At 60.9% G+C, this 21,964-nt stretch carries 16 protein-coding genes; 10 read left to right on the top strand and 6 right to left on the bottom strand.

Annotated features, from left to right (window positions below; all coding sequences use genetic code 11):
* Positions 1–17: 17 nt before the first annotated feature.
* From yidC to QVF59_RS09980, 7 genes are all read left to right on the top strand, one after another.
* Entirely contained in the window at positions 18–1,667 is a 1,650-nt protein-coding gene (gene yidC / locus QVF59_RS10010; protein WP_287879351.1) for a membrane protein insertase YidC, read from the top strand.
* A gap of 151 nt (positions 1,668–1,818) precedes the next feature.
* Positions 1,819–3,171: a tRNA uridine-5-carboxymethylaminomethyl(34) synthesis GTPase MnmE gene (mnmE, locus tag QVF59_RS10005; protein WP_287879348.1), complete on the top strand. Its 1,353-nt coding sequence runs from the start codon at positions 1,819–1,821 to the stop codon at positions 3,169–3,171.
* Between the two features lie 147 nt (positions 3,172–3,318).
* Positions 3,319–4,443, top strand: a complete 1,125-nt coding sequence (locus QVF59_RS10000) for a sterol desaturase family protein (RefSeq protein ID WP_287879345.1) — start codon at positions 3,319–3,321, stop codon at positions 4,441–4,443.
* A 688-nt stretch (positions 4,444–5,131) separates the two neighbouring features.
* Complete coding sequence (locus tag QVF59_RS09995) at positions 5,132–6,253, top strand: Re/Si-specific NAD(P)(+) transhydrogenase subunit alpha (RefSeq protein ID WP_287879342.1); 1,122 nt, start codon at positions 5,132–5,134, stop codon at positions 6,251–6,253.
* A gap of 11 nt (positions 6,254–6,264) precedes the next feature.
* The gene (locus QVF59_RS09990) at positions 6,265–6,561 is read left to right on the top strand and encodes a proton-translocating transhydrogenase family protein (RefSeq protein ID WP_045848133.1); all 297 of its coding nucleotides are present in this window, start codon (positions 6,265–6,267) and stop codon (positions 6,559–6,561) included.
* A 9-nt stretch (positions 6,562–6,570) separates the two neighbouring features.
* Positions 6,571–7,944, top strand: a complete 1,374-nt coding sequence (locus QVF59_RS09985; protein ID WP_287879333.1) for an NAD(P)(+) transhydrogenase (Re/Si-specific) subunit beta — start codon at positions 6,571–6,573, stop codon at positions 7,942–7,944.
* A 189-nt stretch (positions 7,945–8,133) separates the two neighbouring features.
* Positions 8,134–8,817, top strand: a complete 684-nt coding sequence (locus QVF59_RS09980) for a DUF4377 domain-containing protein (RefSeq protein WP_353851336.1) — start codon at positions 8,134–8,136, stop codon at positions 8,815–8,817.
* Between the two features lie 65 nt (positions 8,818–8,882).
* On the opposite strand, the gene QVF59_RS09975 is transcribed toward QVF59_RS09980, so the two are convergent.
* The 4 genes from QVF59_RS09975 to hemC are packed head-to-tail and all read right to left on the bottom strand — an operon-like array spanning position 8,883 to position 12,780.
* On the bottom strand, positions 8,883–10,091 hold the full coding sequence (locus QVF59_RS09975; protein WP_159880368.1) for a heme biosynthesis HemY N-terminal domain-containing protein: 1,209 nt from the start codon (positions 10,089–10,091) through the stop codon (positions 8,883–8,885).
* A 3-nt stretch (positions 10,092–10,094) separates the two neighbouring features.
* Entirely contained in the window at positions 10,095–11,117 is a 1,023-nt protein-coding gene (locus QVF59_RS09970) for a uroporphyrinogen-III C-methyltransferase (protein ID WP_287879332.1), read from the bottom strand.
* A complete protein-coding gene (locus QVF59_RS09965; protein ID WP_287879330.1) occupies positions 11,114–11,854 on the bottom strand; it encodes a uroporphyrinogen-III synthase in 741 nt (246 codons plus the stop codon). Before QVF59_RS09965 ends, QVF59_RS09970 begins: the two co-directional genes overlap by 4 nt.
* Positions 11,851–12,780 (bottom strand): hydroxymethylbilane synthase, encoded by a 930-nt coding sequence (hemC, locus tag QVF59_RS09960; protein WP_159880362.1) that lies wholly within the window; start codon positions 12,778–12,780, stop codon positions 11,851–11,853. The genes QVF59_RS09965 and hemC overlap by 4 nt, the downstream gene beginning before the upstream one ends.
* Before the next feature lie 348 nt (positions 12,781–13,128).
* Here hemC and ppc point away from each other — a divergent pair, with 348 nt between their 5' ends.
* Positions 13,129–15,828 (top strand): phosphoenolpyruvate carboxylase, encoded by a 2,700-nt coding sequence (gene ppc / locus QVF59_RS09955; protein WP_287879326.1) that lies wholly within the window; start codon positions 13,129–13,131, stop codon positions 15,826–15,828.
* A gap of 70 nt (positions 15,829–15,898) precedes the next feature.
* Here ppc and QVF59_RS09950 read toward each other — a convergent pair whose 3' ends face one another.
* Entirely contained in the window at positions 15,899–17,170 is a 1,272-nt protein-coding gene (locus QVF59_RS09950; RefSeq protein ID WP_287879323.1) for an MFS transporter, read from the bottom strand.
* A gap of 93 nt (positions 17,171–17,263) precedes the next feature.
* Positions 17,264–18,985 carry a thiamine pyrophosphate-dependent enzyme gene (locus QVF59_RS09945; protein WP_287879320.1) on the bottom strand — a complete coding sequence of 574 codons (1,722 nt, stop codon included), beginning with the start codon at positions 18,983–18,985 and terminating at the stop codon, positions 17,264–17,266.
* A gap of 387 nt (positions 18,986–19,372) precedes the next feature.
* On the opposite strand from QVF59_RS09945, the gene QVF59_RS09940 reads away from it, so the two are divergent.
* Together QVF59_RS09940 and QVF59_RS09935 are read left to right on the top strand one after the other, a co-directional pair.
* Positions 19,373–20,149, top strand: a complete 777-nt coding sequence (locus tag QVF59_RS09940; protein WP_287879319.1) for a gluconate 2-dehydrogenase subunit 3 family protein — start codon at positions 19,373–19,375, stop codon at positions 20,147–20,149.
* A gap of 9 nt (positions 20,150–20,158) precedes the next feature.
* A complete protein-coding gene (locus QVF59_RS09935) occupies positions 20,159–21,916 on the top strand; it encodes a GMC family oxidoreductase (protein ID WP_287879317.1) in 1,758 nt (585 codons plus the stop codon).
* Positions 21,917–21,964: the final 48 nt, after the last annotated feature.

Here is a 21,964-nt window from a genome sequence, read left to right as displayed (position 1 = left end):
TTTCCGGTATCGTAGAGATGGATTCCAAGCGACTCATAATCTTCATCGTTCTGTCCATGGGCATCCTCCTGCTGTGGCAGGAGTACTTTGCGCCCAAGCCTGCCCCGCAGCAGGTGGCACAGACACAAACGGCTTCGCAGCCGGACGCACCGGCAAGCCATACCGCCAGCGCCCAGCCTGTTGAGGCAGCCAAGCTCATCGCTGGCCAGCGCATTCGTGTGACCACCGATGTACTCAAGGCCGAAATCGATACCGTAGGTGGTGACCTGCGTCAGCTGGATTTGCTGAAGCACGACTCCGCCACGGACGCCAAAAAGCCGTTCGAGCTGCTCACCGACAAGAATGGTCGCGTGTACGTGGCCCAGACCGGCCTGGTGGCTGCCAGCAATCCGGCCCTGCCCACCCACAAGACGGTTTACACTGCCACGCAGTCCAGCTACACCCTGAGCGGCGACAGCCTGCAGGTCAAGCTGACCGCCCCGGCCGCCAATGGCGTGCAGGTGGTGAAAACCTATACCTTCAAGAAGGGTAGCTACGATATCGCGGTACGCTTCGATATCACCAACGGTGGCAGCACGCCGCTTGCCCCGACTGCCTATTATCGTCTCCTGCGTGATAGCCAGGCCCCGGAAGGCGAAGGCCGCTTTGCCCACACCTTTACCGGCCCGGCTGTTTACACCGCTGACAACAAGTTCCAGAAGGTTTCCTTCGAAGACCTGGCCAAAGGCAAGGGCGATTACACCAAGAACGCCACCGATGGCTGGGTGGGTATGCTGCAGCACTACTTCATGACCGCCTGGATCCTGAAGCCGCTGGATGCTGCCAGCGTGTGCAAGGACGACAAGTCCTGCCACTTCGAGCTGAAGGACAACAACGGCCTGTATTCTGCTGCCGCTACGGTTGACCTGAAAACCATCAATCCGGGCCAGACCGCTTCCATCACCGTGCCGCTGTATGCCGGCCCGGAAGACTACAGCGTGCTGACCAAGATTGCCGACGGCCTGGAATACTCCAAGGACTACGGCTGGGTACACATCTTTGCTTCCCCGCTGTTCTGGCTGCTGACCAAGCTGCACGGTCTGGTACAGAACTGGGGCTGGGCCATCGTGCTGCTCACCCTTACCGTGAAGGCCATCTTCTATCCGCTGACCGCTGCGTCCTACCGCTCCATGGCCAAGATGAAGGCCCTGGCACCGCGTCTGGAACGCATGAAGGAACAATACGGCGACGACCGCATGAAGTTCCAGCAGGCCGTGATGGAAATGTACAAGAGCGAGAAGGTGAATCCGCTGGGTGGCTGTCTGCCCATGCTGATCCAGATTCCGGTGTTCATCGGCCTGTACTGGGCGCTGCTGGCTTCGGTTGAGCTGCGTCAGGCACCGTGGATCCTGTGGTACACCGACCTGGCCCGTCCAGACCCGTACTACGTGTTGCCGGTAATCATGGCTGCCACCATGTTCCTGCAAACCTTCCTGAACCCGCCGCCGACCGATCCGATGCAGGCGAAGATGATGAAGATCATGCCGGTTGCCTTCTCGGCCATGTTCTTCTTCTTCCCGGCTGGTCTGGTGCTGTACTACGCAGTCAACAACATCCTGTCGATTGCCCAGCAGTGGTACATCAACAAGAGCATTGAAAACAGCAAGAAAGTCGCCCTGCAGTCCTGAAACGGACGGTAGTGACTGACAAAGCCCGGCCAGATAAAGGCCGGGCTTTCTTTCTGATACAGTAAAAAAATCAACGCAAGCTGACCCAAGCCGCTGTCGCCATCCATGTAGCGGCTGTTTCGGTCAGCCTGTCAGCAGCAAGGAAACCGCCATGCCTAGTCTCTACGCTCCCGTCACCATTTGTGCCATTGCCACCGCACCCGGTCGTGGCGGGGTAGGGGTCATCCGCGTGTCAGGGCGTGAGCTGCTGCCCTTTGCTGCGGCACTGAGCGGCGGCAAGCAACCCAAGCCGCGTTATGCCACCTATACCGATTTCTACGCGGCAGATGGCGAGGCCATCGACAACGGCCTGCTGCTGTACTTCCCCGGCCCCAACAGTTTTACCGGCGAAGACGTGCTGGAGCTGCAAGGCCATGGCGGGCCGGTGGTGCTCAATATGTTGCTGTCGCGTTGCCTGCAACTGGGCGCACGGCTGGCCGAGCCGGGCGAGTTTTCCAAGCGCGCTTTCCTGAACGACAAGATGGACCTGGCCCAGGCCGAAAGCGTGGCCGACCTGATTGATGCTTCCAGCGAAACCGCCGCCCGCAGCGCGCTCAAATCGCTGAAAGGCGCGTTCTCCAATGAAATCCACGTGCTGGTGGATGAGCTGATCACCCTGCGCATGCTGGTGGAAGCTACGCTGGACTTTCCGGAAGAAGAAATCGACTTCCTCAAGCAGGCCGATGCGCTGGGCAAGCTGCAAACACTGCGTCAGCGCCTGCAACAGGTGCAGGCCACCGCACGACAAGGTGCCATCCTGCGCGAAGGCATGCACGTGGTGCTGGTGGGCCAGCCCAATGTGGGTAAATCCAGCCTGATGAATGCGCTGGCGGGCGACGATATTGCCATCGTCACCGATATCGCCGGCACTACCCGCGACACGGTGCGGGAGGAAATCGTCATCGACGGCGTGCCGGTGCATATCATCGACACCGCCGGCCTGCGCGATACCGACGACGTGGTGGAGAAGATCGGCATCGAACGCACCTGGCAGGCGGTGGAGCGCGCCGATGTGGCGCTGGTGCTGGTGGACAGCCGTGAAGGCGTGACTGCCGAAGTGGAAGCCATTCTGGAGCGCATTCCGCCGCAACTGCCGCGCCTGTTCATCTACAACAAGGCCGATCTGAGCGGCGAAAGCATCGGCATGGCTGAAGAAGATGGCCGCAGCGTGCTGCGCCTGTCCGCCCGCACCCATGCCGGTGTTGACCTGCTGAAGGCGCGGCTGCTGGAGCTGATTGGCTATAGCGGTGCCAGCGAAGGCGTATTCCTGGCGCGCGAGCGTCATCTGGATGCCATCCGCCGTGCTGCCGAGCATATGGAGCTGGCGCATACCGACTGGGAAATGGTGGAAATCTTCGCCGAAGAGCTGCGATTGGCACAGAACGCGCTGTCGGAAATTACCGGCCAGTTCACCCCGGACGACTTGCTGGGTGTGATCTTCAGCCGCTTCTGCATCGGCAAGTAACACCTGCCAGCCGCTTCTCCCGGCCAGGCTGCCTGCAGCTTGGCGCTTGGCGCAACAAAATTCCAACAATCTTCCGCCTGGCTTTGCTGTACCGTTGGGTACAGGCACTTCTCCTGCCGTTTTGCCATGTCTTGCGGATCAAGTCTGATGGAACAAATCACCGTATACGCCTTCCCGGTTTTCCTGCTGCTGATGCTGGTGGAAATCGGCTACGGCCTGGCCATTGGCCGCAATACCTATCGCCTGAGTGACGCGCTGGCCAGCCTGAGCCAGGGTTTGCTCAGCCAGCTGGTGGCCAGTGTCAGCATGTTGTTCCAGATCGGCCTGTATGCGCTGGTGTGGCGACATCTTGCCCTGCTTCCACATGCTGCGCTGTGGGCAACGCCATGGGGCTGGCTGCTGGCCATTGTCATGTTCGACTTCTGTGATTACTGGCTGCACCGTGTCGGCCATGAAAGCGCGGTGTTCTGGGCGGCACATGCCGTGCATCACCAGAGCCAGCATTTCAATCTGTCCACCGCCTTGCGGCAGGAAAGCACGGTGGCGTTTCTGGGCTGGCCCTTCTATCTGCCCATGGCCTTGCTGGGGGTGCCGCCGGCCCAGTTTGCCCTGGCCGGGCTGATCGTGCTGCTGTATCAGTTCTGGATTCATACCGAGCACATCGGCAAGCTGGGCTGGTTCGACAAGGTGTTTTCCTCGCCATCCAACCACCGGGTGCATCACGCGGTGAACGACCAGTATCTGGACAAGAATTACGGTGGCATGTTGATTATCTGGGACCGCCTGTTCGGCACTTTCATTGAAGAGGATGAAGCCCCGGTGTACGGCACCCGCACACCGCTTAACAGCTGGAACCCACTGTGGGCAGTAGCCTCCGGCTATGCACCATTGTGGCAGTTGGCACGGCGTGCACCGCGTTGGCAGGACAAATTGAAGGTGTGGTTCAAGGCACCGGGCTGGTTGCCATATGGCCTTGGCGATAACAGCCCTGCATTTGATTTGCAGCGTGCACGAAAGCGTTACAACCCACTGCTGACACGTGTGGCCATGCTGACGGCACTCTGGCAGTTTGTATTGCAGACTGTCGTTGCCGCAGCCTTTTTGTGGCAGAGCGATGCGCTGTCTCCTCTTCTGCTGTGGGGCTTTGTCTTGTTGCAGCTGGCTGGCCTGGTCGGGCTGGGGCGGCTGTTACAGCGCGAGTGTTCAGCTCTGCACCTGTTGCTGCTGGATGCGCTACTGTTACTGCTGGGTATCGTTGTGTATTACGCTTGAGTACGCTAGCTGTCGCTTTTATGCGGCAGTTTCACATCTATATTTTCCCGCTGACCGTGATGCTGCTCAGGCTATCACGGTCAGCGGGATTGTCATTTTATCTGCATTGAAATTCATAATATTCTTATATTTGGCGGGGTGTGTGGATCCCCAAGTCCACCCATGTCGCCTGCCGAGGCTGTTCTGGCGGTAGCTGACAAGCGGCTTTGCACAATGGTGCAATGCACGATAAGCCGGTTGTCACCTGGCATCCTCCTTTGCTTACACGGATAATTCATTTTTGTTTACAGCACCTTGGTGTTAATGGTTAACCCTGCTTTACAAGCTGGCTGGCGAACCGTTAGTGTCTTCCGACGAGGTGCTTTCCCATGCTCGGCACTGCTCTTGCCTGTACTTATATCGGTCTGCCAACTGGCTGGCGGATGGTGCAGGGCGGGAGATGGTGATGCTGACGCCCTGCCGGTACCTGCTCCTGTTTTGCAGTGATCCTGCCTGGAGACCCTGCCGTGTTGACCAGATTGTCAGACGGTATATGGTAGGCAAATGTCGCAATTGTGTAAAAACATTGCGCAAAATCAACATTCATGGTTTTAATATAATTCAAACGCTCGTTCGAAATTGCCTCGCACGGGCGTTCACTATCTTTATTTTTTGTTTTTGTCATTTCACATTGCAGGAGATTCACACCATGCAGATCGCTATTCCGGCTGAAAAGCTGGCTGGTGAAAAACGCGTGGCCGCAACGCCGGAAACGGTGAAAAAGCTGGTTGCCATGGGTCACGCCGTGGTGGTCGAGCAGGGAGCCGGGCAGTTTGCCGCCGCTCCCGATGCGGCTTACGTTGATGTCGGGGCCAGCATTGCCCCGGATCGTGCCCAGGCGCTGTCCCAGGCCGATATCGTGCTGACCGTGCGTCCGCTGGACGAAGCCGGCATTGCCGAGCTGAAAACCGGCGCGGTGCTGATCGGCCAGCTGGCCCCGTACCAGAACAGCACCTTCCCGCAACTGGCAGCGCGCAAGGTATCCGCCTTTGCCATGGAACTGCTGCCGCGTACCACGCGCGCGCAGAGCATGGACGTGCTGTCCAGCCAGAACAACATTGCCGGTTACAAGGCGGTGCTGCTGGCCACCCATTACTACCCGCGCTTCATGCCCATGTTGATGACGGCTGCCGGTACGGTTAAACCGGCCAAGGTGCTGATCATGGGCGTTGGTGTGGCCGGCTTGCAGGCCATTGCTACCGCCAAGCGGCTGGGTGCGGTGGTGGAAGCCACCGACGTGCGTCCTTCCACCAAGGAGCAGGTGGAATCGCTGGGCGGCAAGTTCATCGAAGTACCGATGACCGATGAAGAAAAAGCCGCCAGCGATGGTGTGTACGCCAAGGAAATGTCGGACGACTACAAACGTCGTCAGGCCGAACTGGTGAGCAAGCACGCCCGCGCCGCCGACATCATCATCACCACCGCGCTGATTCCGGGCAAGAAGGCCCCGACGCTGATCAGCGCCGACATTGTGGCCGCAATGAAGCCGGGCTCGGTGATCATCGATATCGCCGCGGAAGCCGGTGGCAACTGTGAACGCACCCAGCCCGGTGAAGTGGTGGTCACTGACAACCACGTCACCGTGGTGGGCCAGTTCAACCTGCCGGGCGAACTGGCGGCGGATGCCTCCAGCCTGTATGCCAAGAACCTGCTGACCTTCCTGTCGCTGATGCTGAGCAAGGAAGGCTTCACCCTCAATCTGGAAGACGACCTGCTGGCGGCCACCCTGGTGACCCACGACGGCCAGGTGCGTTTCCCGGCGGCCAACTAAGGAGAACAAAGATGGTCGATCCCTTTATCGCCAGCCTTACCGTCTTCGTGCTGGCCGTGTTTGTCGGCTACCACGTGGTATGGAACGTCACCCCGGCGCTGCATACCCCGCTGATGGCGGTGACCAATGCCATTTCCGGCATCATCATCGTCGGCGCCATGCTGCAGGTGGTGGACATCAACGGTTCCGAAATCACCCTCACCTCGGTGCTGGGTACCATCGGCATCTTCCTGGCCAGTATCAACATCTTCGGCGGCTTCATGGTCACCCAGCGCATGCTGGACATGTTCAAGAAGAAGAAAAAGTAAGGAAGAACCATGGCTAATATTTCCGCAGTACTTTATCTGGTGGCGGCCGTGCTGTTCATCATGGCGCTCAAGGGGCTGTCCAGCCCGGTGACGGCGCTGCGCGGCAACAAGTTCGGCATCATCGGCATGATCATTGCCGTGGGCACCACCTTCATCATCATGGACAAGCCGGTGCTGGGGCTGATTGCCGCGGCCATTGTGGCTGGTGCCGTGATTGGTGGCTGGAAGGCCAAGACGGTTGAAATGACCGGCATGCCGGAGCTGGTGGCCGCCATGCACTCGCTGGTGGGCCTGTCCGCGGTGCTGATTGCCGTGGCTGCCATTTTCCATAGCGGTGTGGAACACACCCCGGTGCAGAAGGTGGAACTGTTCATTGGCGCGTTTATTGGTGCCATTACCTTCACCGCCTCGGTGATTGCCTATGGCAAGCTGTCCGGCCGCTTTGGCTCCAAGGCCGTCAACTTCAGTGGTCAGCATCTGCTGAATCTGGTGCTGGCGCTGGCCATGGTGGGCTTCGGCATTGCCTACTTCGTCACCGACAGCCATGCGGCCTTCCTGGCGATGGTGGCCATTGCGCTGGTGCTGGGTGTGACGCTGATCATCCCCATCGGTGGTGCCGACATGCCGGTGGTGGTGTCCATGCTCAACTCCTACTCTGGCTGGGCGGCAGCGGGTATCGGCTTCACGCTTAACAACCCGGTGCTGATCATTGCCGGTGCCTGCGTGGGTTCGTCCGGTGCCATCCTGTCCTACATCATGTGCAAGGCGATGAACCGTTCTATCGTCTCGGTGTTGCTGGGTGGTTTTGGTGCGGAGTCGGGTGGTGCTGGCCCGGCTGGTGATAGCGGCCCGAAGAACTACAAGTCCGGTTCCGCTGAAGACGCAGCCTTCCTGATGAGCAATGCCGACAGCGTGGTGATCGTACCGGGTTATGGCCTGGCGGTATCGCGCGCTCAGCATGCCTTGCAGGAGTTTGCCGAGCTGCTGCACGAGAAGGGCGTCACCGTACGCTACGCCATTCACCCGGTGGCTGGCCGTATGCCGGGCCACATGAACGTGCTGCTGGCCGAAGCCGAAGTGCCGTACGAACAGGTACTGGAGATGGAAGAGATCAACTCTGACTTCAACAATACCGACGTGGTGCTGGTGATTGGTGCCAACGACGTGGTGAACCCGGCGGCGCAGAAGGATAAGTCCAGCCCCATCTACGGCATGCCGATTCTGGAAGCCCACAAGGCGCGTACCGTGATCGTGGTGAAGCGTTCGATGAGCGTGGGTTATGCCGGCCTCGACAACGAACTGTTCTACATGGACAAGACCATGATGGTGTTTGGCGATGCCAAGAAAGTGGTGGAAGACCTGGTGAAGGGTGTGGTGCATTAAGCACTGCCACCCACTGTGTCATCTCGTGCAACCCCGCCGTCCCGGCGGGGTTTTTCGTGTGTGGCCTGGCTTGCCGGCAGCGGGTTTTCCATGGCTGGCAAAACCGGCCCACACCAATCCGCACATGCTGATCGGGAACTTTGGCCATCGTATTGCCTTCTTATATTAGTATTTGTTAATTGAAGGAGACTGCAATGTTCCGTCACACCACGCTACTTCTGGCTGTGCTGCTGTCTGCACCGGTCTGGGCACAGGCTGATCTGCCTGCTGGCGACTGGCGACTGGCAACTGGCATCCTCCAATGTGGCCACACCACTACCTACCCTGTCGGTGCGGGATGGCCGGGTAAGTGGCTTTGCCGGTTGCAACCGCTTTAGCGGCCAGCACAATGCGGTCGGCAAGCTGGTGTTGGCCAGTACCCGCATGATGTGTGCTCCGGCGATGATGCAGACCGAGCAGGCTTATCTGGACTTTTTGTCCCAGCCCTTCACCAACAAAGTGGATAGCAAAACAGGTGAGCTGGTGCTGAACGGTAGCCGCGGGGAATACCGCTTTACTCGCCAGCCAGCTCCGGTTGTCAGCAAGCCGGTGGCTGCGGTGGAGCAGCCGCAGTATCTGTATGTGAGTGCCGTGCGCAAGAACTGCAGTGCCGGTGCCGGGCAGATGCAATGCCTGCAGGTACGCAGCAGTGAAAACCAGCCCTGGCAGCTGTTCTATGGCGAAATCGTAGGCTTCAAGCCGCAGCCGGATACCGCCTACTACCTGAAGCTGCGTTATGAGGCGGTGAAAAACCCGCCGGCAGATGCATCACGTGTACGGACTGTTCTTGAGCGGGTGGTGTTCAGCGAAACCATTACGCGCTCCAGGCTGTAAGCATGTGGCCTGATAACAAGAAAAAAGCCCGCGTTTGCGGGCTTTTTTGTGAGAGAGAGCGGGCGTCAATCGCCCTTGGCCAGCGCCAGTTCCAGGCTGCGATGATAATGCTGCGCGGCCTGTTCTTCCTTGCCGGTGGCTTCGAATAAACGCGCCAGCTCGGCATTGGCACACAGGGTGGGCTCGATAGAGTTACTGGCTTCCAGATAGCTCTGCGCCTTGCCCCATAGTTGCTGGTTCATTGCCAGACGGCCCAGCGCCAGCAGCAGCATGTAGTCGCGCGGACGGGTTTTCAGCCAGCCTTCTGCACTGCGCATCAGCTCCAGACGTTTTTCCGGCGACAGGCGTTCTGCCAACTGGCCCAGTTCGCGCGCCAGTTCCGGCGTGGCCTGATCTTCGTCTGCCAGTGCTTCGGCCAGCAGGGTGGCGGCATAGTCGAAGTCTTCCAGTGCAATCAGCCGACTGACGATCTCGCTCACCAGCACCGGGTTGCGGCGTTCGGCCTCCGGAATGCGGCGCAGCCAGTCGCGTACTTCGCGGCTGCCGACAAAACCGGTCAGTTGCTGGCTGTAAGCCGCCAGGCGATAACGGCGCGCTTGCGAGGGTTCCAGTGCTTCGGCCTTGAGCAGTTTTTCTGTCAGTGCCAGTACGGCATCCGGCTGGCGTTGCAGCAAACGTACTTTCAGTTCCAGGCGCAGGGCATTGGTGAGATTGGGCGACAGCGCACGGGCGCGTTCGATGGCTGCCAGTGCGCCCAGTGCGTCCTTGGCTTCCAGCTTCAGCTCGGCGTCCAGCATGTGGCGGGCCAGTTGCAGGCGTTCCGGCAGGGCATCCAGCTGTTGCAAGTACTGATCGCGCTTGTCCAGATCGCCGGTAGCACCGGCAGAGCGGGCGGCCAGCAGCAGGGCCAGCGCACGGTTTTCTGCCGCGTACTCGTCCTCCATGGCCTTGAGCGCTTCACGTTCGGCTTTCTGGAAGCGGCCTTCAAAAAAGGCGATCCCCGCTTCGCGCAGCGCGTGGCGGGCGGCTTTCAGCTTTTTCTGGCGCTGGAAGCGCTTGACCTCCGCGGGCAGCCCGGCCGTGATGCTGATGACGCGCATCACCGCATAAGCCAGCACGATCAGGGCCACGATGCCCAGCAGCAGCAGGTTGAACGACACTTCCATGCGCCACGGCGGCAGGAACAGGATGGCGTAGCCGGTATTCAGGGTGGAGGCCAGCCCCACCAGTACGGCCAGCGCAAACAGGCCGGTAATCCAGATGACGAATTTCACCGCTCAGTCTCCCTTGTTGCCTTGGGCGTCACGAACCGCCTTCAGGCTGGCGTTGAGGTCGGGCAGGGTGACGGACAGCGGAGCGGACTTGAGCTCCTGCAAGGTGGCCAGCCACTGGCGCGTGGCCGGGGCATCACCGTCGAAGTAGCGCTGTACATAGTCCTGGGCGGCATTGATGTCGGCGGTGTAGGTGGTGCCGTCACGCTGCAGCAGGGCCAGGCGTGCGTCCAGCAGACGCATTTTCAGGTTCTCGCGCAGGAAGAAGGACTGCTCCGGCGACAGCAGCAAGGCTTCTGGCTTGTCCATACGGCGGATGTGCACCAGCTCGCCCAGGCTCTGGCTGATGTCGGCCACCAGGCGTTCCCAGAAGGGCGCGGTGGCGGGCACGCGCTTGGCGGCTTGCTTGTCTTGCAGATGATGGGCATCCACCACCAGCGGCATGCTGCTGCTGGACAGCATCAGGCGGTCCAGCTTGACGGTAAGGCCGACGCTGTCCAGATAAGGCAGGGCCTTGAGCTTTTCCAGGTCGGTGGCCACTGCCTTTTTCACGGCAATCAGCTGTGGCTGGTCGAACTTGGACAGGCGGGCGTCCACCATTTGCAGGGCGGAGATGGCCGCAGTGACATTGCCGGCCAGTTGCAGCTGCTGGCTGGCAATGGCCAGCGTGTGTTCCACTTCGGACAGCAGCCAGTCGGAGCGGTTTTTGGTCAGCTCCTGATACATGCCGTTCAGGGTGTTGTACTGACCGGCGGATTCATTCACGCGGGTTTCCAGCACCGCCAGCTTGGCATCGGTGGCGCGGGCGGCGCTGAGCGCCTGCTCGGTCAGGCCACGCAATTCCTTGGAGGCACCATTGCCTTCGGCCATGCGGCCCGCCAGTTCCTGGCGTGCGGCAGCCAGTTCCTGCTGGGTGCTGTACAGCTGGTATCCTGACAGGCCAAGGGCGGCCAGTGCCACCAGCAGGGCCAGGTTCAGCTGTTTTTTGCGGGCGGGACGGGGAGTGTCGACAGTCTGGGTTTCGCTCATGGGTGACGGCAGAACCATTCTCTGAGGCCGTTGACGAGCGCTTCGTCATCGGCCCGGGTTGTCACGATGCGTGTCGCGCCCAGTGCCTGCAATCGTTCGGCAATGCGCGGGTGCGGTACGCAATACAAAAGGCATTGTAACGTCACGGCTCTTGCCGGACCAGCCAGTCTGAACAATTGCTCCACCATTTCGCTGGAAGTGATCACCATGGCGTCGGGCGGGTCATTATCCAGCAAGGCCCAGTCCGGCGTGCCGTCCACCCGCTGGTAGACCTCGGCCAGGGTGACGCTGGCCCCGCGTGCGCGCAGGGTGTCGGCCAGCAGGGCGCGACCGCCAAGGCCACGCACGATCAGCCAGTGCTGGCCGCTGACATCAGCCAGCTGCGGCAGGGCCAGCAAGGCTTCGCTGTCGCTGCCGGCGGTGGGAAACAGGATGTCCTGCCCGCTGAGACCGGCCAGGCGGCGTGCGCTGGCCTGGCCCACGCAAGCCAGTCGGGCGTTGAGAGCTTGTTGTTGCAGTACCGGCCAGGCGATGTCGATGGCGCTGGGGCTGACAAAAAACAGCCAGTCCGCCAGTGCGGCTTGTTGTGGCAAGTGTGCCAGCGCATCAGGACGAGGCTGGGTGTCCATGACCGGGAAGGGTTGCCCCTGCCAGCCGGCATCGGCCAGCAGGGTCAGCAAACGGCCGCTTTGTGCGGACGGTCTGGCCACCAGGATGCGGCGGCCGGCTGCTGTCATGCCTGGTCTTTCAGTACGGCGTCGATCAGCGGCTTGGCGCCATCGTCCAGCAGGCGCTTGGCCACGGCGCGGCCCAGCGAGTCGGCATACTGGCGCGGCGCACTGGCGGTGGCGGTCAGCATGACCGAGCCATCCGGGTGGGCCACAAAACCGCCCAGGGTGAGCACATCATCGCTCAGGGTGGCAAAGGCGCCCAGCGGTACCTGGCAGCTGCCGCCCAGCTCGCGGGCCAGTGCACGTTCTGCGCTGACACAGGCGTGGGTGTCCGGGTGGTTCAAGGGTTGCAACAGGGCCAGCATGTCGGCACGGTCGGCGCGGATTTCAATGCCCAGCGCACCTTGTCCGGCGGCCGGCAGGCTTTCGGACGGGGCGAGTTCTGCGCGAATCCGGTCGTGTAGTTCCAAGCGTTTGAGTCCGGCGGCGGCCAGAATGATGGCGTCGTACTCGCCTTCGTCCAGCTTGCGCAAGCGGGTTTGCACATTGCCGCGCAGCGGTTTGATCACCAGTTGCGGATAGCGGGCGCGCAGTTGTGATTCGCGGCGCAGGCTGGAGGTGCCCACCACGGCACCTGCCGGTAGTTCGGCAAGGCTGGAAAACGTGTTGGAGACAAAGGCATCGCGCGGGTCTTCGCGTTCGCAGATGGCGGCCAGGGCAAAGCCCTCCGGCAGCACCATCGGCACGTCCTTGATGGAGTGTACGGCGAGGTCGGCACGGCCTTCGGCCAGGGCAACTTCCAGCTCTTTCACGAACAGGCCCTTGCCGCCGATCTTGGACAGGGTCTTGTCCAGGATCTGGTCGCCCTGGGTGGTCATGCCCAGAATCTCGACGGTGAGGTGCGGGTACAGCGCTTGCAGACGGGCCTGGATGTGTTCGGCCTGCCACATGGCCAGGCGGCTTTCGCGGCTGGCGATGACGATCTTGTCCATGAATTGCGGTCCTGACGATGAATTTTCGCCCGATTCTAGCATGCAGTCATGGCTATGCCTGGAGTGGGATCAAGGAAAAACCATTTGTCGGCGGCAGTTGCAGGCAAGGGTGAACCCGCGTTGCTGTTGTGCACAAAATGTGCGAAAAAATTCAGGAAAATTCGGTAATGAACACACTACAGCTGTAATGCTGCCTATGATGGTTGCTCGGCAGTCTGTTGAAGCCAGGCACTTGCCTGCCTTGAACGGGTTGCATTTCCATCAAAAACAGGTCGTCTGTGCGATTCCGGTACTACACCCACCGCAAACGGATAAGTCGGCCAGACGATTCGACAAAGGAAACAGGACATGACGGAGCTGGACAAGGATCTTCCCCTACGTGCCGACCTGGCGCGGCTGGACCGCCTCTTGGGCGAAGTGTTGCATGCCCAGGAAGGACCGCAGGTATATCAGGAGGTAAAGGCCATTGCGGCACGCACGCCCGAGCAGCGGGCATTGCCGCTGCCGGACACCTTGTCGCCCAAGGCCACCACCGCCCTGGTACGCGCCTGTGGCCTGTATGCGCAGTTGTTCAATATTGCGGAAGACCTGCACCACACCCGTCGTCGTCGTGCCCACCAGATTGCCGGCTCGCGCCCGCAACAAGGCAGCCTGAACCGTGCGCTGGCACGGCTGAAGGAAGACGGTGTCAGCTTTGCCCAGCTGTCCGACACCCTGCAGGACGCCTATGTCGGCGCTATCCTTACCGCCCACCCCACCGAAGTGCAGCGCCAGAGCGTGCTGGACGGCCACCGTGCGGTGCACAAATTCCTCAGCCAGCTCGGCTCGCCCGACATTACGCCGGAAGAAGAAACCGAACTGGATGGCAAGCTCAAGCGGGTGATCCTGTCGCTGTGGCAGACCTCGGAAATCCGCCATTTCAAGCTGTCGGTGGAAGACGAAATCAAGAACGGTGTGGCCTACCACCCGATGACCTTCTTCTCCGCCCTGCCGCGGCTGTACGACCGTCTGGGCAAGGAAGTGACCGCCGCCTGGGGGCAAAGCCCGGTGTTGCCGCCCTTTATCCGTGTGGGCAGCTGGATTGGTGGCGACCGCGACGGCAACCCCAATGTCAACGCCACCGTGTTGCGCCATGCCTTTACCCTGCAAGCCACCCAGGCCTTCGAGCACTACCTGTCCGAGCTGGCATCGCTGTACCGCGAACTGTCCTTGTCCGAGCGCCATGTCAGCGTGAGCCCGGCCTTGCAGGCCCTGTCCGACCAGACCCCGGACAACAAGGAAAGCCGCGAGCAGGAACCCTATCGCCGCGCGCTGGCCACCATTGAAGCGCGTCTGTTGGGCAAGGCCGCCGAACTGGGCCTGGCGGTGCGTGGCCGCTGGCCGGTGGCCGAAGCCTATCGTGACACCGCCGCCTTCCAGGCCGACCTTGCCACCGTGGCCGACTCACTGATTGCCCATGGCAGCGACTTGCTGGCCGATGGCCGTCTGGCACGTCTGCGCCGTGCGGTGGAAGTGTTCGGCTTCTTCCTGATGCCGGTGGACCTGCGCCAGTTTGCCGGCATGCACGAAGCGGTGGTGAGCGAGCTGTTTTCCAGTGCCGGACTGGAACATTACCCGGCGCTGGACGAAGCCGCGCGCATCCGCGTATTGCTGCGCGAACTGGCCACCCCGCGCCTGTTGTACTCGCCGTATCAGCAGTACAGCGCCGATACCGAAAAAGAGCTGGCCATCTTCCGCGAAGCCGCGCGGATCCAGCAGCAGTTCGGCACCGAGGCCATCAGCCAGAGCATCATTTCCAATTGCGCTTCGGTCAGCGACATTCTGGCGCTGGCGCTGATCCTGAAGGAAACCGGCCTGATCCGGCTGGAAAACGGCCTGCCGGTGTCCACCATCAATGTGGTGCCGCTGTTCGAAACCATTGCCGACCTGGTGGCCGCCACCGACATCATGGACACGCTGTTTGCGCTGCCGTGGTACCAGTTGCTGCTCAAGAGCCGCGGCATGCTGCAAGAAGTGATGCTGGGCTATTCCGACAGCAACAAGGACGGCGGCTATCTCACCAGCCAATGGGAGCTGTACAAGGCAGAACAGCGCCTGGTGCAGAGCTTTGACAAAGCCGGGGTCAAACTGCGGCTGTTCCACGGTCGTGGCGGTTCGGTCGGCCGTGGTGGCGGCCCGTCCTTCGAGGCCATCATGTCGCAGCCGGCGGGCAGCGTGGCCGGACGCATCCGCATTACCGAGCAGGGCGAGGTGATTGCCTCCAAGTATTCCGACCCCGACATCGGCACCCGCAACCTGGAAGCGCTGGTGGCCGCCACGCTGGAAGCCAGCCTCACCACCCACCCCAGCTGTGAGGCCGATGGTCCGGTGTTTGACGAGCTGTCCGAAGCCGCGTTCAAGGCCTATCGCCAGCTGGTGGAAACCGAAGGCTTCATGCAGTACTTCCTGGAAGCCACGCCGATCAACGCCATTGCCAAGCTCAACATCGGCAGCCGCCCGGCTTCACGCAAGAGCCTGGCATCCATCAAGGACCTGCGCGCCATTCCCTGGGTGTTCTCCTGGTCGCAATCGCGGGTGATGCTGCCCGGCTGGTTCGGTTTCGGCTCGGCTGTGGCCGGTTTCATTGCCCGCCATGGCGACGAAGGCCTGGCCCGTCTGCAAGGCTTGTATCGCACATCGCCCTTCTTCCAGGTGATTCTGTCCAATATGGAACAGGTGCTGGCCAAGGCCGACCTGGGCATTGCGCGCCGTTTTGCCGCGCTGGTGTCGGACCGGGCACTGGCTGACAAGCTGTTTGGCCAGATTGAGGCGGAATGGCAGAAGACCCACGATGCTTTCTTTGCCATCAGTGGCCAGACCAGCCTGCTGGAACAAAACCCCACCTTGCACCGCAGCCTGGAAACCCGCCTGCCGTATCTGGATGCGCTCAACCTGCTGCAGGCCGACCTGCTGCAGCGCCTGCGTGCCAATCCGGATGATGCCGAGGCCCTGTACGCCATTCACCTCACCATCAACGGTACGTCGGCTGGTTTGCGTAATAGCGGCTGATCCGGCCTCCAGCCTGCCGGCAGGAAAACCGTCACCCGAGGGTGGCGGTTTTTTGTTGCCTGCAGCTGGCTCAGGCCACTGGCTGGCCGGATTCGCTCATCCGGCCGTGGCCGGTTTCCTGCAAGGCGGGAATCAGCAGGATGGCAAGCAGGGTGCAGCCAAGGAAGAACAGGCCGGACTGCTGAAAGTGTTGCAGCAAGGTGCCAGGCCTGCTGTTGCTGAAGGGCAGGAACAGGTTGTAGGCCATGCCCACCAGGGTGGCACTGCCAAATACCAGAAAATTGGCACAGCCGGCGGCACTGCCCTTCACCCGGTCCGGATTCACCTCCTTGCTGATACTCACCACCAGCAATTCGGCGCCGGATACCACACCCAGCAGCAGCATGCTGGCTTCACCGGGTAACAGGTCCGGAAACAGGAACAGCTGCATCATCACCAGCAGCATCAGTACCGCGCCGGTCAACAGTACCGGCTTGCGCTGGCCTAGCCGGTCCGACCACAGGCCAAACAAGGGGCTGCCGATAATCCAGCCCAAGGACACCACCGAGCTGGCCAATACCGCATCGGCATAGCTGAACTGCCGGTCGTGCTGGAACAGATCAACCGCCCAGGTCATGGCAAACACCGAGGTAGGCACGGTCATCAGGCCACCTATCACCCCGGCCAGCCACGATTGTCGGTTCGACAGAATGATGCGGAAGGGTTCCAGCAAACCAAGTGTTGATGTGGCCGCAGGCGCGGCAGTACTTGGCGGCGGGTGTGCGCCGGGCCGCAATAACACCATGAACCCGATTGCCAGCAGCAAGATCGCGCCGGCCAGTGCCGTCCAGTATGCGCTCATGCTCAGGCCGCTGCTCAGCGCCTGGCCAATCCCGTACTGGCCGAGATAGCCGCCCAGGTTGCCACTGGCCTGGGTGATCCCCAGCACGGTGGCCAATCGTTGCGGGCTGAAGCCCTGGGTGGCAATGAACACGCAGCCCGGCCAGGCAAAGGCACAGCCTGCGCCTTGCAGCAAGCGGCCGATATAGCCGCCGGTTTCTGAGCCAGCCAGAAAACACAAGCAGCCGATGGCCAGAATCACACAGCCGGCCACCAGCGGCGTGCGCGGGCCAAGGTGATCGATGGACAGCCCGGCCACCAGACTGCACAAGGAATAGGTAATGAAATAGCTGCCCAGCAGGCTGCCCGCCTGCAGCGGCGTGATGCCGAACTGCTGGCTGAGCGGATGCAACATGACCGCCGGGCTGGTGCGTACCACATAGTCCAGAAAGTAAAACACGGCACCCAACAGCCAGGCCAGTAACAGCAGCCGGGCAGGGGATAAGGGGCGAGGTGGTGTCATTGGCTGCTCCTTGGCGATCCATCAGGCAACGGGCAACCGGATGTGGGCGGCCCGTGTGGAGAGTCCCCGGCCAGGCCGACCGGGGCCCAAGGCTTAACGGCGCAGGAAATTGCTTTCGATCAGCTTTACCACCTCACCGCCATGACCGGACAAGATGGCCTTGGCCGAATACAGGGCGGTGTGCAGCACTTCTTCCGTGGTGACGGTGGGTGGCATGATCAGCTCATACTGGTTCACCTTGACGTCCAGCAGCATGGGGCCGGGCTCGGCCAGCCATTGCGCCACGGCCTCTGGCAGCTGGTCTGCATGCTCCACGCGCAGGCCCTTGAAGCCGACCGCCTCGGCCAGCTTGACCCAGTCCGGGTTGCGCAGGTCGGTAAAGCTGTTCATCAGGCCTTCCACTTTTTGTTCGATCTCGACAAAGTCCAGCGCACTGTTGTTGAGAATGACGATCTTGATGTCCAGCCCCTCTTGCACAATGGTGAGCAAATCCCCCATCAGCATGGACAGTCCGCCATCACCGCAGATGGCAATCACCTGCCGATGCGGGAAGGCATTCTTGATGCCCAGCGCCTCCGGCATGGCATTGGCCATGGTGCCGTGAATCAGGCTGGCCAGCGTGCGGCGCTTGCCATTGGCGGTGGTGTGGCGCAGCAGCCAGACCATGGCGGTGCCGGAATCGCCCACCAGAAAGGCATCGTCAGCGGCCATCTGGTCAATCAGTTTCACCAGATATTGCGGGTGAATCAGGCCGTTGTGCCCCGGTTTTTCTTGTTCCGCCAGCCAGTGCAGTGATTTCTGATGCAGCTTCTGGCACTCCTGCAGGAAGTTGTCATCGTGCCGTTCCGGCAGACGCGGCAGCAGTTTTTGCAAGGTGGTGCGGATGTCGCCGACCACGCCCAGCTTCACCGGATGACGCCGCCCCAGGTGGGTGGCTTGATTGTCCACCTGCACGATGGTGGCGCGGTGCGGGTAGAACGATGTCCAGGCAAAATCCGCCCCCAGCAGCAACAGCGTGTCGCACTCCTGCGTGGCGTGATAGCCCGATTCGATGCCCAGCATGCCGGTCATGCCCACATTGAAAGGATTGTCCGGTTCGATGAAATCCTTGGCCCGGCTGGTGTGCGCCACCGGGGCTTTGAGCCGGCGCGCCAGTTCCACGATTTCGTCATGGGCATCGGCGCAGCCCGAGCCGCAATACAGTGCCAGCCGCTCGGAAGACAGCAACAGCTCGGCCATCTGGTCCAGCTCGCTATCGGATGGGGTGCAGACTGGCTGCGGATGATGGGTAGAGAAGGGCAGGCCGGGTGGCACATGCTGGCCTGCAAGGTCGCCCGGCACGATCAGCACGGCCACGCCGCGCAGGTTGATGGCGGCCTGCGCCGCCTGTGCGGTGAGGCGCCTGGCTTGCGAGGGGTGATAGAGCGTGGCGCAGAAATGGCTGCAGCTTTTGAAGATGGCTGCCAGATCCACCTCCTGCGGAAACTCCATGCCCAGCTCGGTCAGTGCCACCTGAGTGGCAATCATCACGACGGGGGCACGATTGCGGTGTGCTTCCAGCAGGCCGTTGATGGTATGCAGGCTGCCCGGACCGCAGCTGCCGGCGCAGGCACTCAGCCCACCGGTCATATAGCTTTCCGCCCCGGCGGCCATGGCGGCGACCTCTTCGTGACGCACATGTACCCATTTGATCTTGCTGCCGCGGATGGCATCGGTAATGTGATTGAGGGTGTCACCGACAATGCCGTAGCAGTTTTTCACCCCGGCTTGTTGCAGGGTTTCGACGATGACTTCACCGACAGTCTGATGGCTCATAGTGGGCTTCTCCATGGATGGGGGCTGGCCGGAAGGCGTGCTGTAACTGTGGTAACCGCGCTGCGTAGCAAGCAGGCCAGCGGCATGCTTGGCTGTTTGCTACAAGCCGAAGTTACTGTTTTGCATCTTTGTCCCTGCCGGCCTGTTCTGTCCCTGCCCATTTTCTGGAGTTGGCTGCTGAAGAATTATTTGTTGCGCGTCATTTTTTTCCCTTGTGCCAGCGAAATTTCCTTTTCCATCGCCAGCCCCCTTCAGCCCCTTGTTTTTGCCGTTGCCGGGCAATCATGCTCCAGCCAGTCAACTCGATGGTTCGACGTGGCCCGCCGGCCCGGGCGTACCTTGCGCCCGCAGAGATGACACTCCGCAACAGCCCCACAGGAGCATGCCATGACCCACTCTGTCGATTCCCCCTCTCCCGATTTAGCCGGCAGTAGCCGCCGGCATTTTCTCAAACAGCTGGCGGCGGCATCCGGCAGCCTGCCACTGGGTCAGGTACTGGCCGGCGGTACGGCTGGCGCTTTGCTGTTGCAATCAGCCGATGCTGCAGCCGCTACATCCGGCAAGCCGGCCATCAACACCGTATATGGCTATGAAAGTTTTGGCCCGGACGAAGCGGCGTTTGTTGAAAGCATGCTCAACCTCATGTGTCCGGCGGACGCTCATACACCAAATGGTGTCGATTGCGGGCTGGCCATCTATATCGACCGGCAGCTGGCCGGCAGTTTTGGTCAGGGTGCGCGACGCTATCAGGAAGGCCCGTTCCTGCAAGGGGCTCCCGAGTGCGGCCCGCAGTTGCCGTTGACGCCGGAACAGTATTTCAAGGCTGGCTTAGCAGAAGCAGATCGTGCGGCCCACCGAGCCTATGGCCAGTTGTTTGATGCGCTGACTCCAGTACAGGGCGAACAATTCCTGCAGCAGCTCGCTGCCGGTCAGGTGCCGGGTGAGCAGTTGGACCTGGCGCTATGGTTTAACAGCCTGGTGTATCCGCTGTTTACCGAAGCCTGTTTTGCCGATCCGCTCTACGGCGGAAATGTCGGCATGGTGTTCTGGAAAATGATTGGCTACCCCGGCCTGCCGGCCACCCATGCACTGGATGTGGTCCAGTATCTTGGCAAGCCCTATCCCGGTGCTGCCAACCCCAAATCCATTGCCGATTTCAGCTAGGGAGTCGCCATGAAAATACGTGCAAGCAAAACTGTGGTCATTGTGGGGGGCGGACTGACCGCCGGTCTGATTGCCCGCCAGCTGACGGCCAAAGGAGTGGATGTACTGGTGCTGGAGCGCGGTGGCGACCACAGCAAGGGACCGGAATCCAGCCTGCCCAACCAGCGTGACGAATTGCGCTGGGATGTTCGCCAGGGCTTGATTCAGGATTGGTCACGCGACACCTATACCTTGCGCCATCAGCAAGATCAGACGGCGCTGCCGGTACGCTGGATGGAATCCTTCCTGCCGGGGCAGGGGCTGGGTGGTGCCGGCAATCATTGGAACGGCCATTTGTGGCGCTGGGCGGAGTACGACCCGCAACTGCGCAGCCATTATCTGCATCGCTACGGCAAACAGGCGATTCCGGCGGACATGCCCTTGCAGGACTGGGGTGTCAGTTATGCCGAGCTGGAGCCGTACCACGATTTGTTCGAGAAACTGTTCGGGGTATCCGGGCAGGCCGGGAATATCGCTGGTCAGAAGCTGCCAGGCGGCAATCCCTTCGAAGCCCCGCGCAGCGGAACATATCCACAGGCCCCCTTGCATGTGCTGGAGTCCGGGCTGGTGTTCAAACAGGCTTGTGACAAACTGGGCTATCACCCTTTCCCGCAGGCAGCTGCCAATTCTTCAGGTGCGTATACCAACCCGGATGGGCAAAAACTGGGGCAATGCCAGTATTGCGGTCATTGCGAGCGTTTTATCTGCGAAGCCAATGCCAAGGGCTCGCCACAGATTTTGCTTTATCCCATGCTGCGCCAGCGCAAGAGCTTTGAAGTCCGGCTCAATACCCAGGTGCTGGGACTGCGCTATGACGCACCAGGCAAGCGGGCGACTGCGGTGCACTGCCTGGATCTGCTGACCGGCGAAGAGTACGAACAGCCTGCCGATGTAGTGGTGCTGGCGGCTTTCACCATGAGCAATACCCAGTTGCTGCTGCACAGCAAGATCGGCAAACCATACGATCCGGTCAGCAATACCGGGGTGGTGGGCAAAAACTTCTGCTACCAGGTCAATGCCGGCGTCAATCTGTTCTTCAAGGACAAATGGTTCAATCCCTTCCTGGCCAGTGGCAGCACCCAGATCGTCATCGACGATTTCAATAACGACAATTTCGACCATACCGGCCTGGGCTTTCTTGGCGGTGCCACCATACAGGCTTTCCAGTTCAGTGGCCGCCCCATCAAGGGGCGACGGGTGCCGGATGGTACACCGCGCTGGGGTAGTGCTTGGAAACAGGCCAATGCCGACTGGTATGCCCACGCCATGTCGCTGGGCATTGAGGGTAGTTGTTATCCGCACCGTGGCAATTATCTGAGCCTGGATCCGAGCTATCGGGATGTCTATGGCCGCCCGCTGATCCGCATGACTTTTGATTACCGCGACAACGAACAGAAAATGGCCCGCTTCGTCAGCGGCAAGATGATGGAAATCGCCCGGCATTGCGGTGCGGACAAGGTTGGTAGCCTGCAAGGGCTGGTGACACCGTTTGACAGCCGTATCTACCAGACCACCCATATCGTGGGCGGCACCATCATGGGCGAATCTGCGCATAACAGCGTGGTATCCCCCCACCTGCAGCATTGGGATGCACATAACCTGTTTGTGGTGGGGGCATCGGTTTATCCGCATAACTCCGGTTACAACCCCACCGGGCCGCTAGGCGCGCTGGCATTGCGGCTGGGGGATGACCTGCTGCGCTATCTGCAGCGTCCTGGCCGCCTGTAATGCAATCAGGCCGCCCGCATGGTGCGGCCTTTGTCCACTCCAAAGGAG

This window comes from Aquitalea sp., assembly GCF_030150775.1.
Taxonomy (GTDB): Bacteria; Pseudomonadota; Gammaproteobacteria; order Burkholderiales; family Chromobacteriaceae; genus Aquitalea; species Aquitalea denitrificans.
The sequence above is the reverse complement of the archived record's forward strand: the minus strand, read 5'-3'. Positions and strand labels throughout refer to the sequence as shown.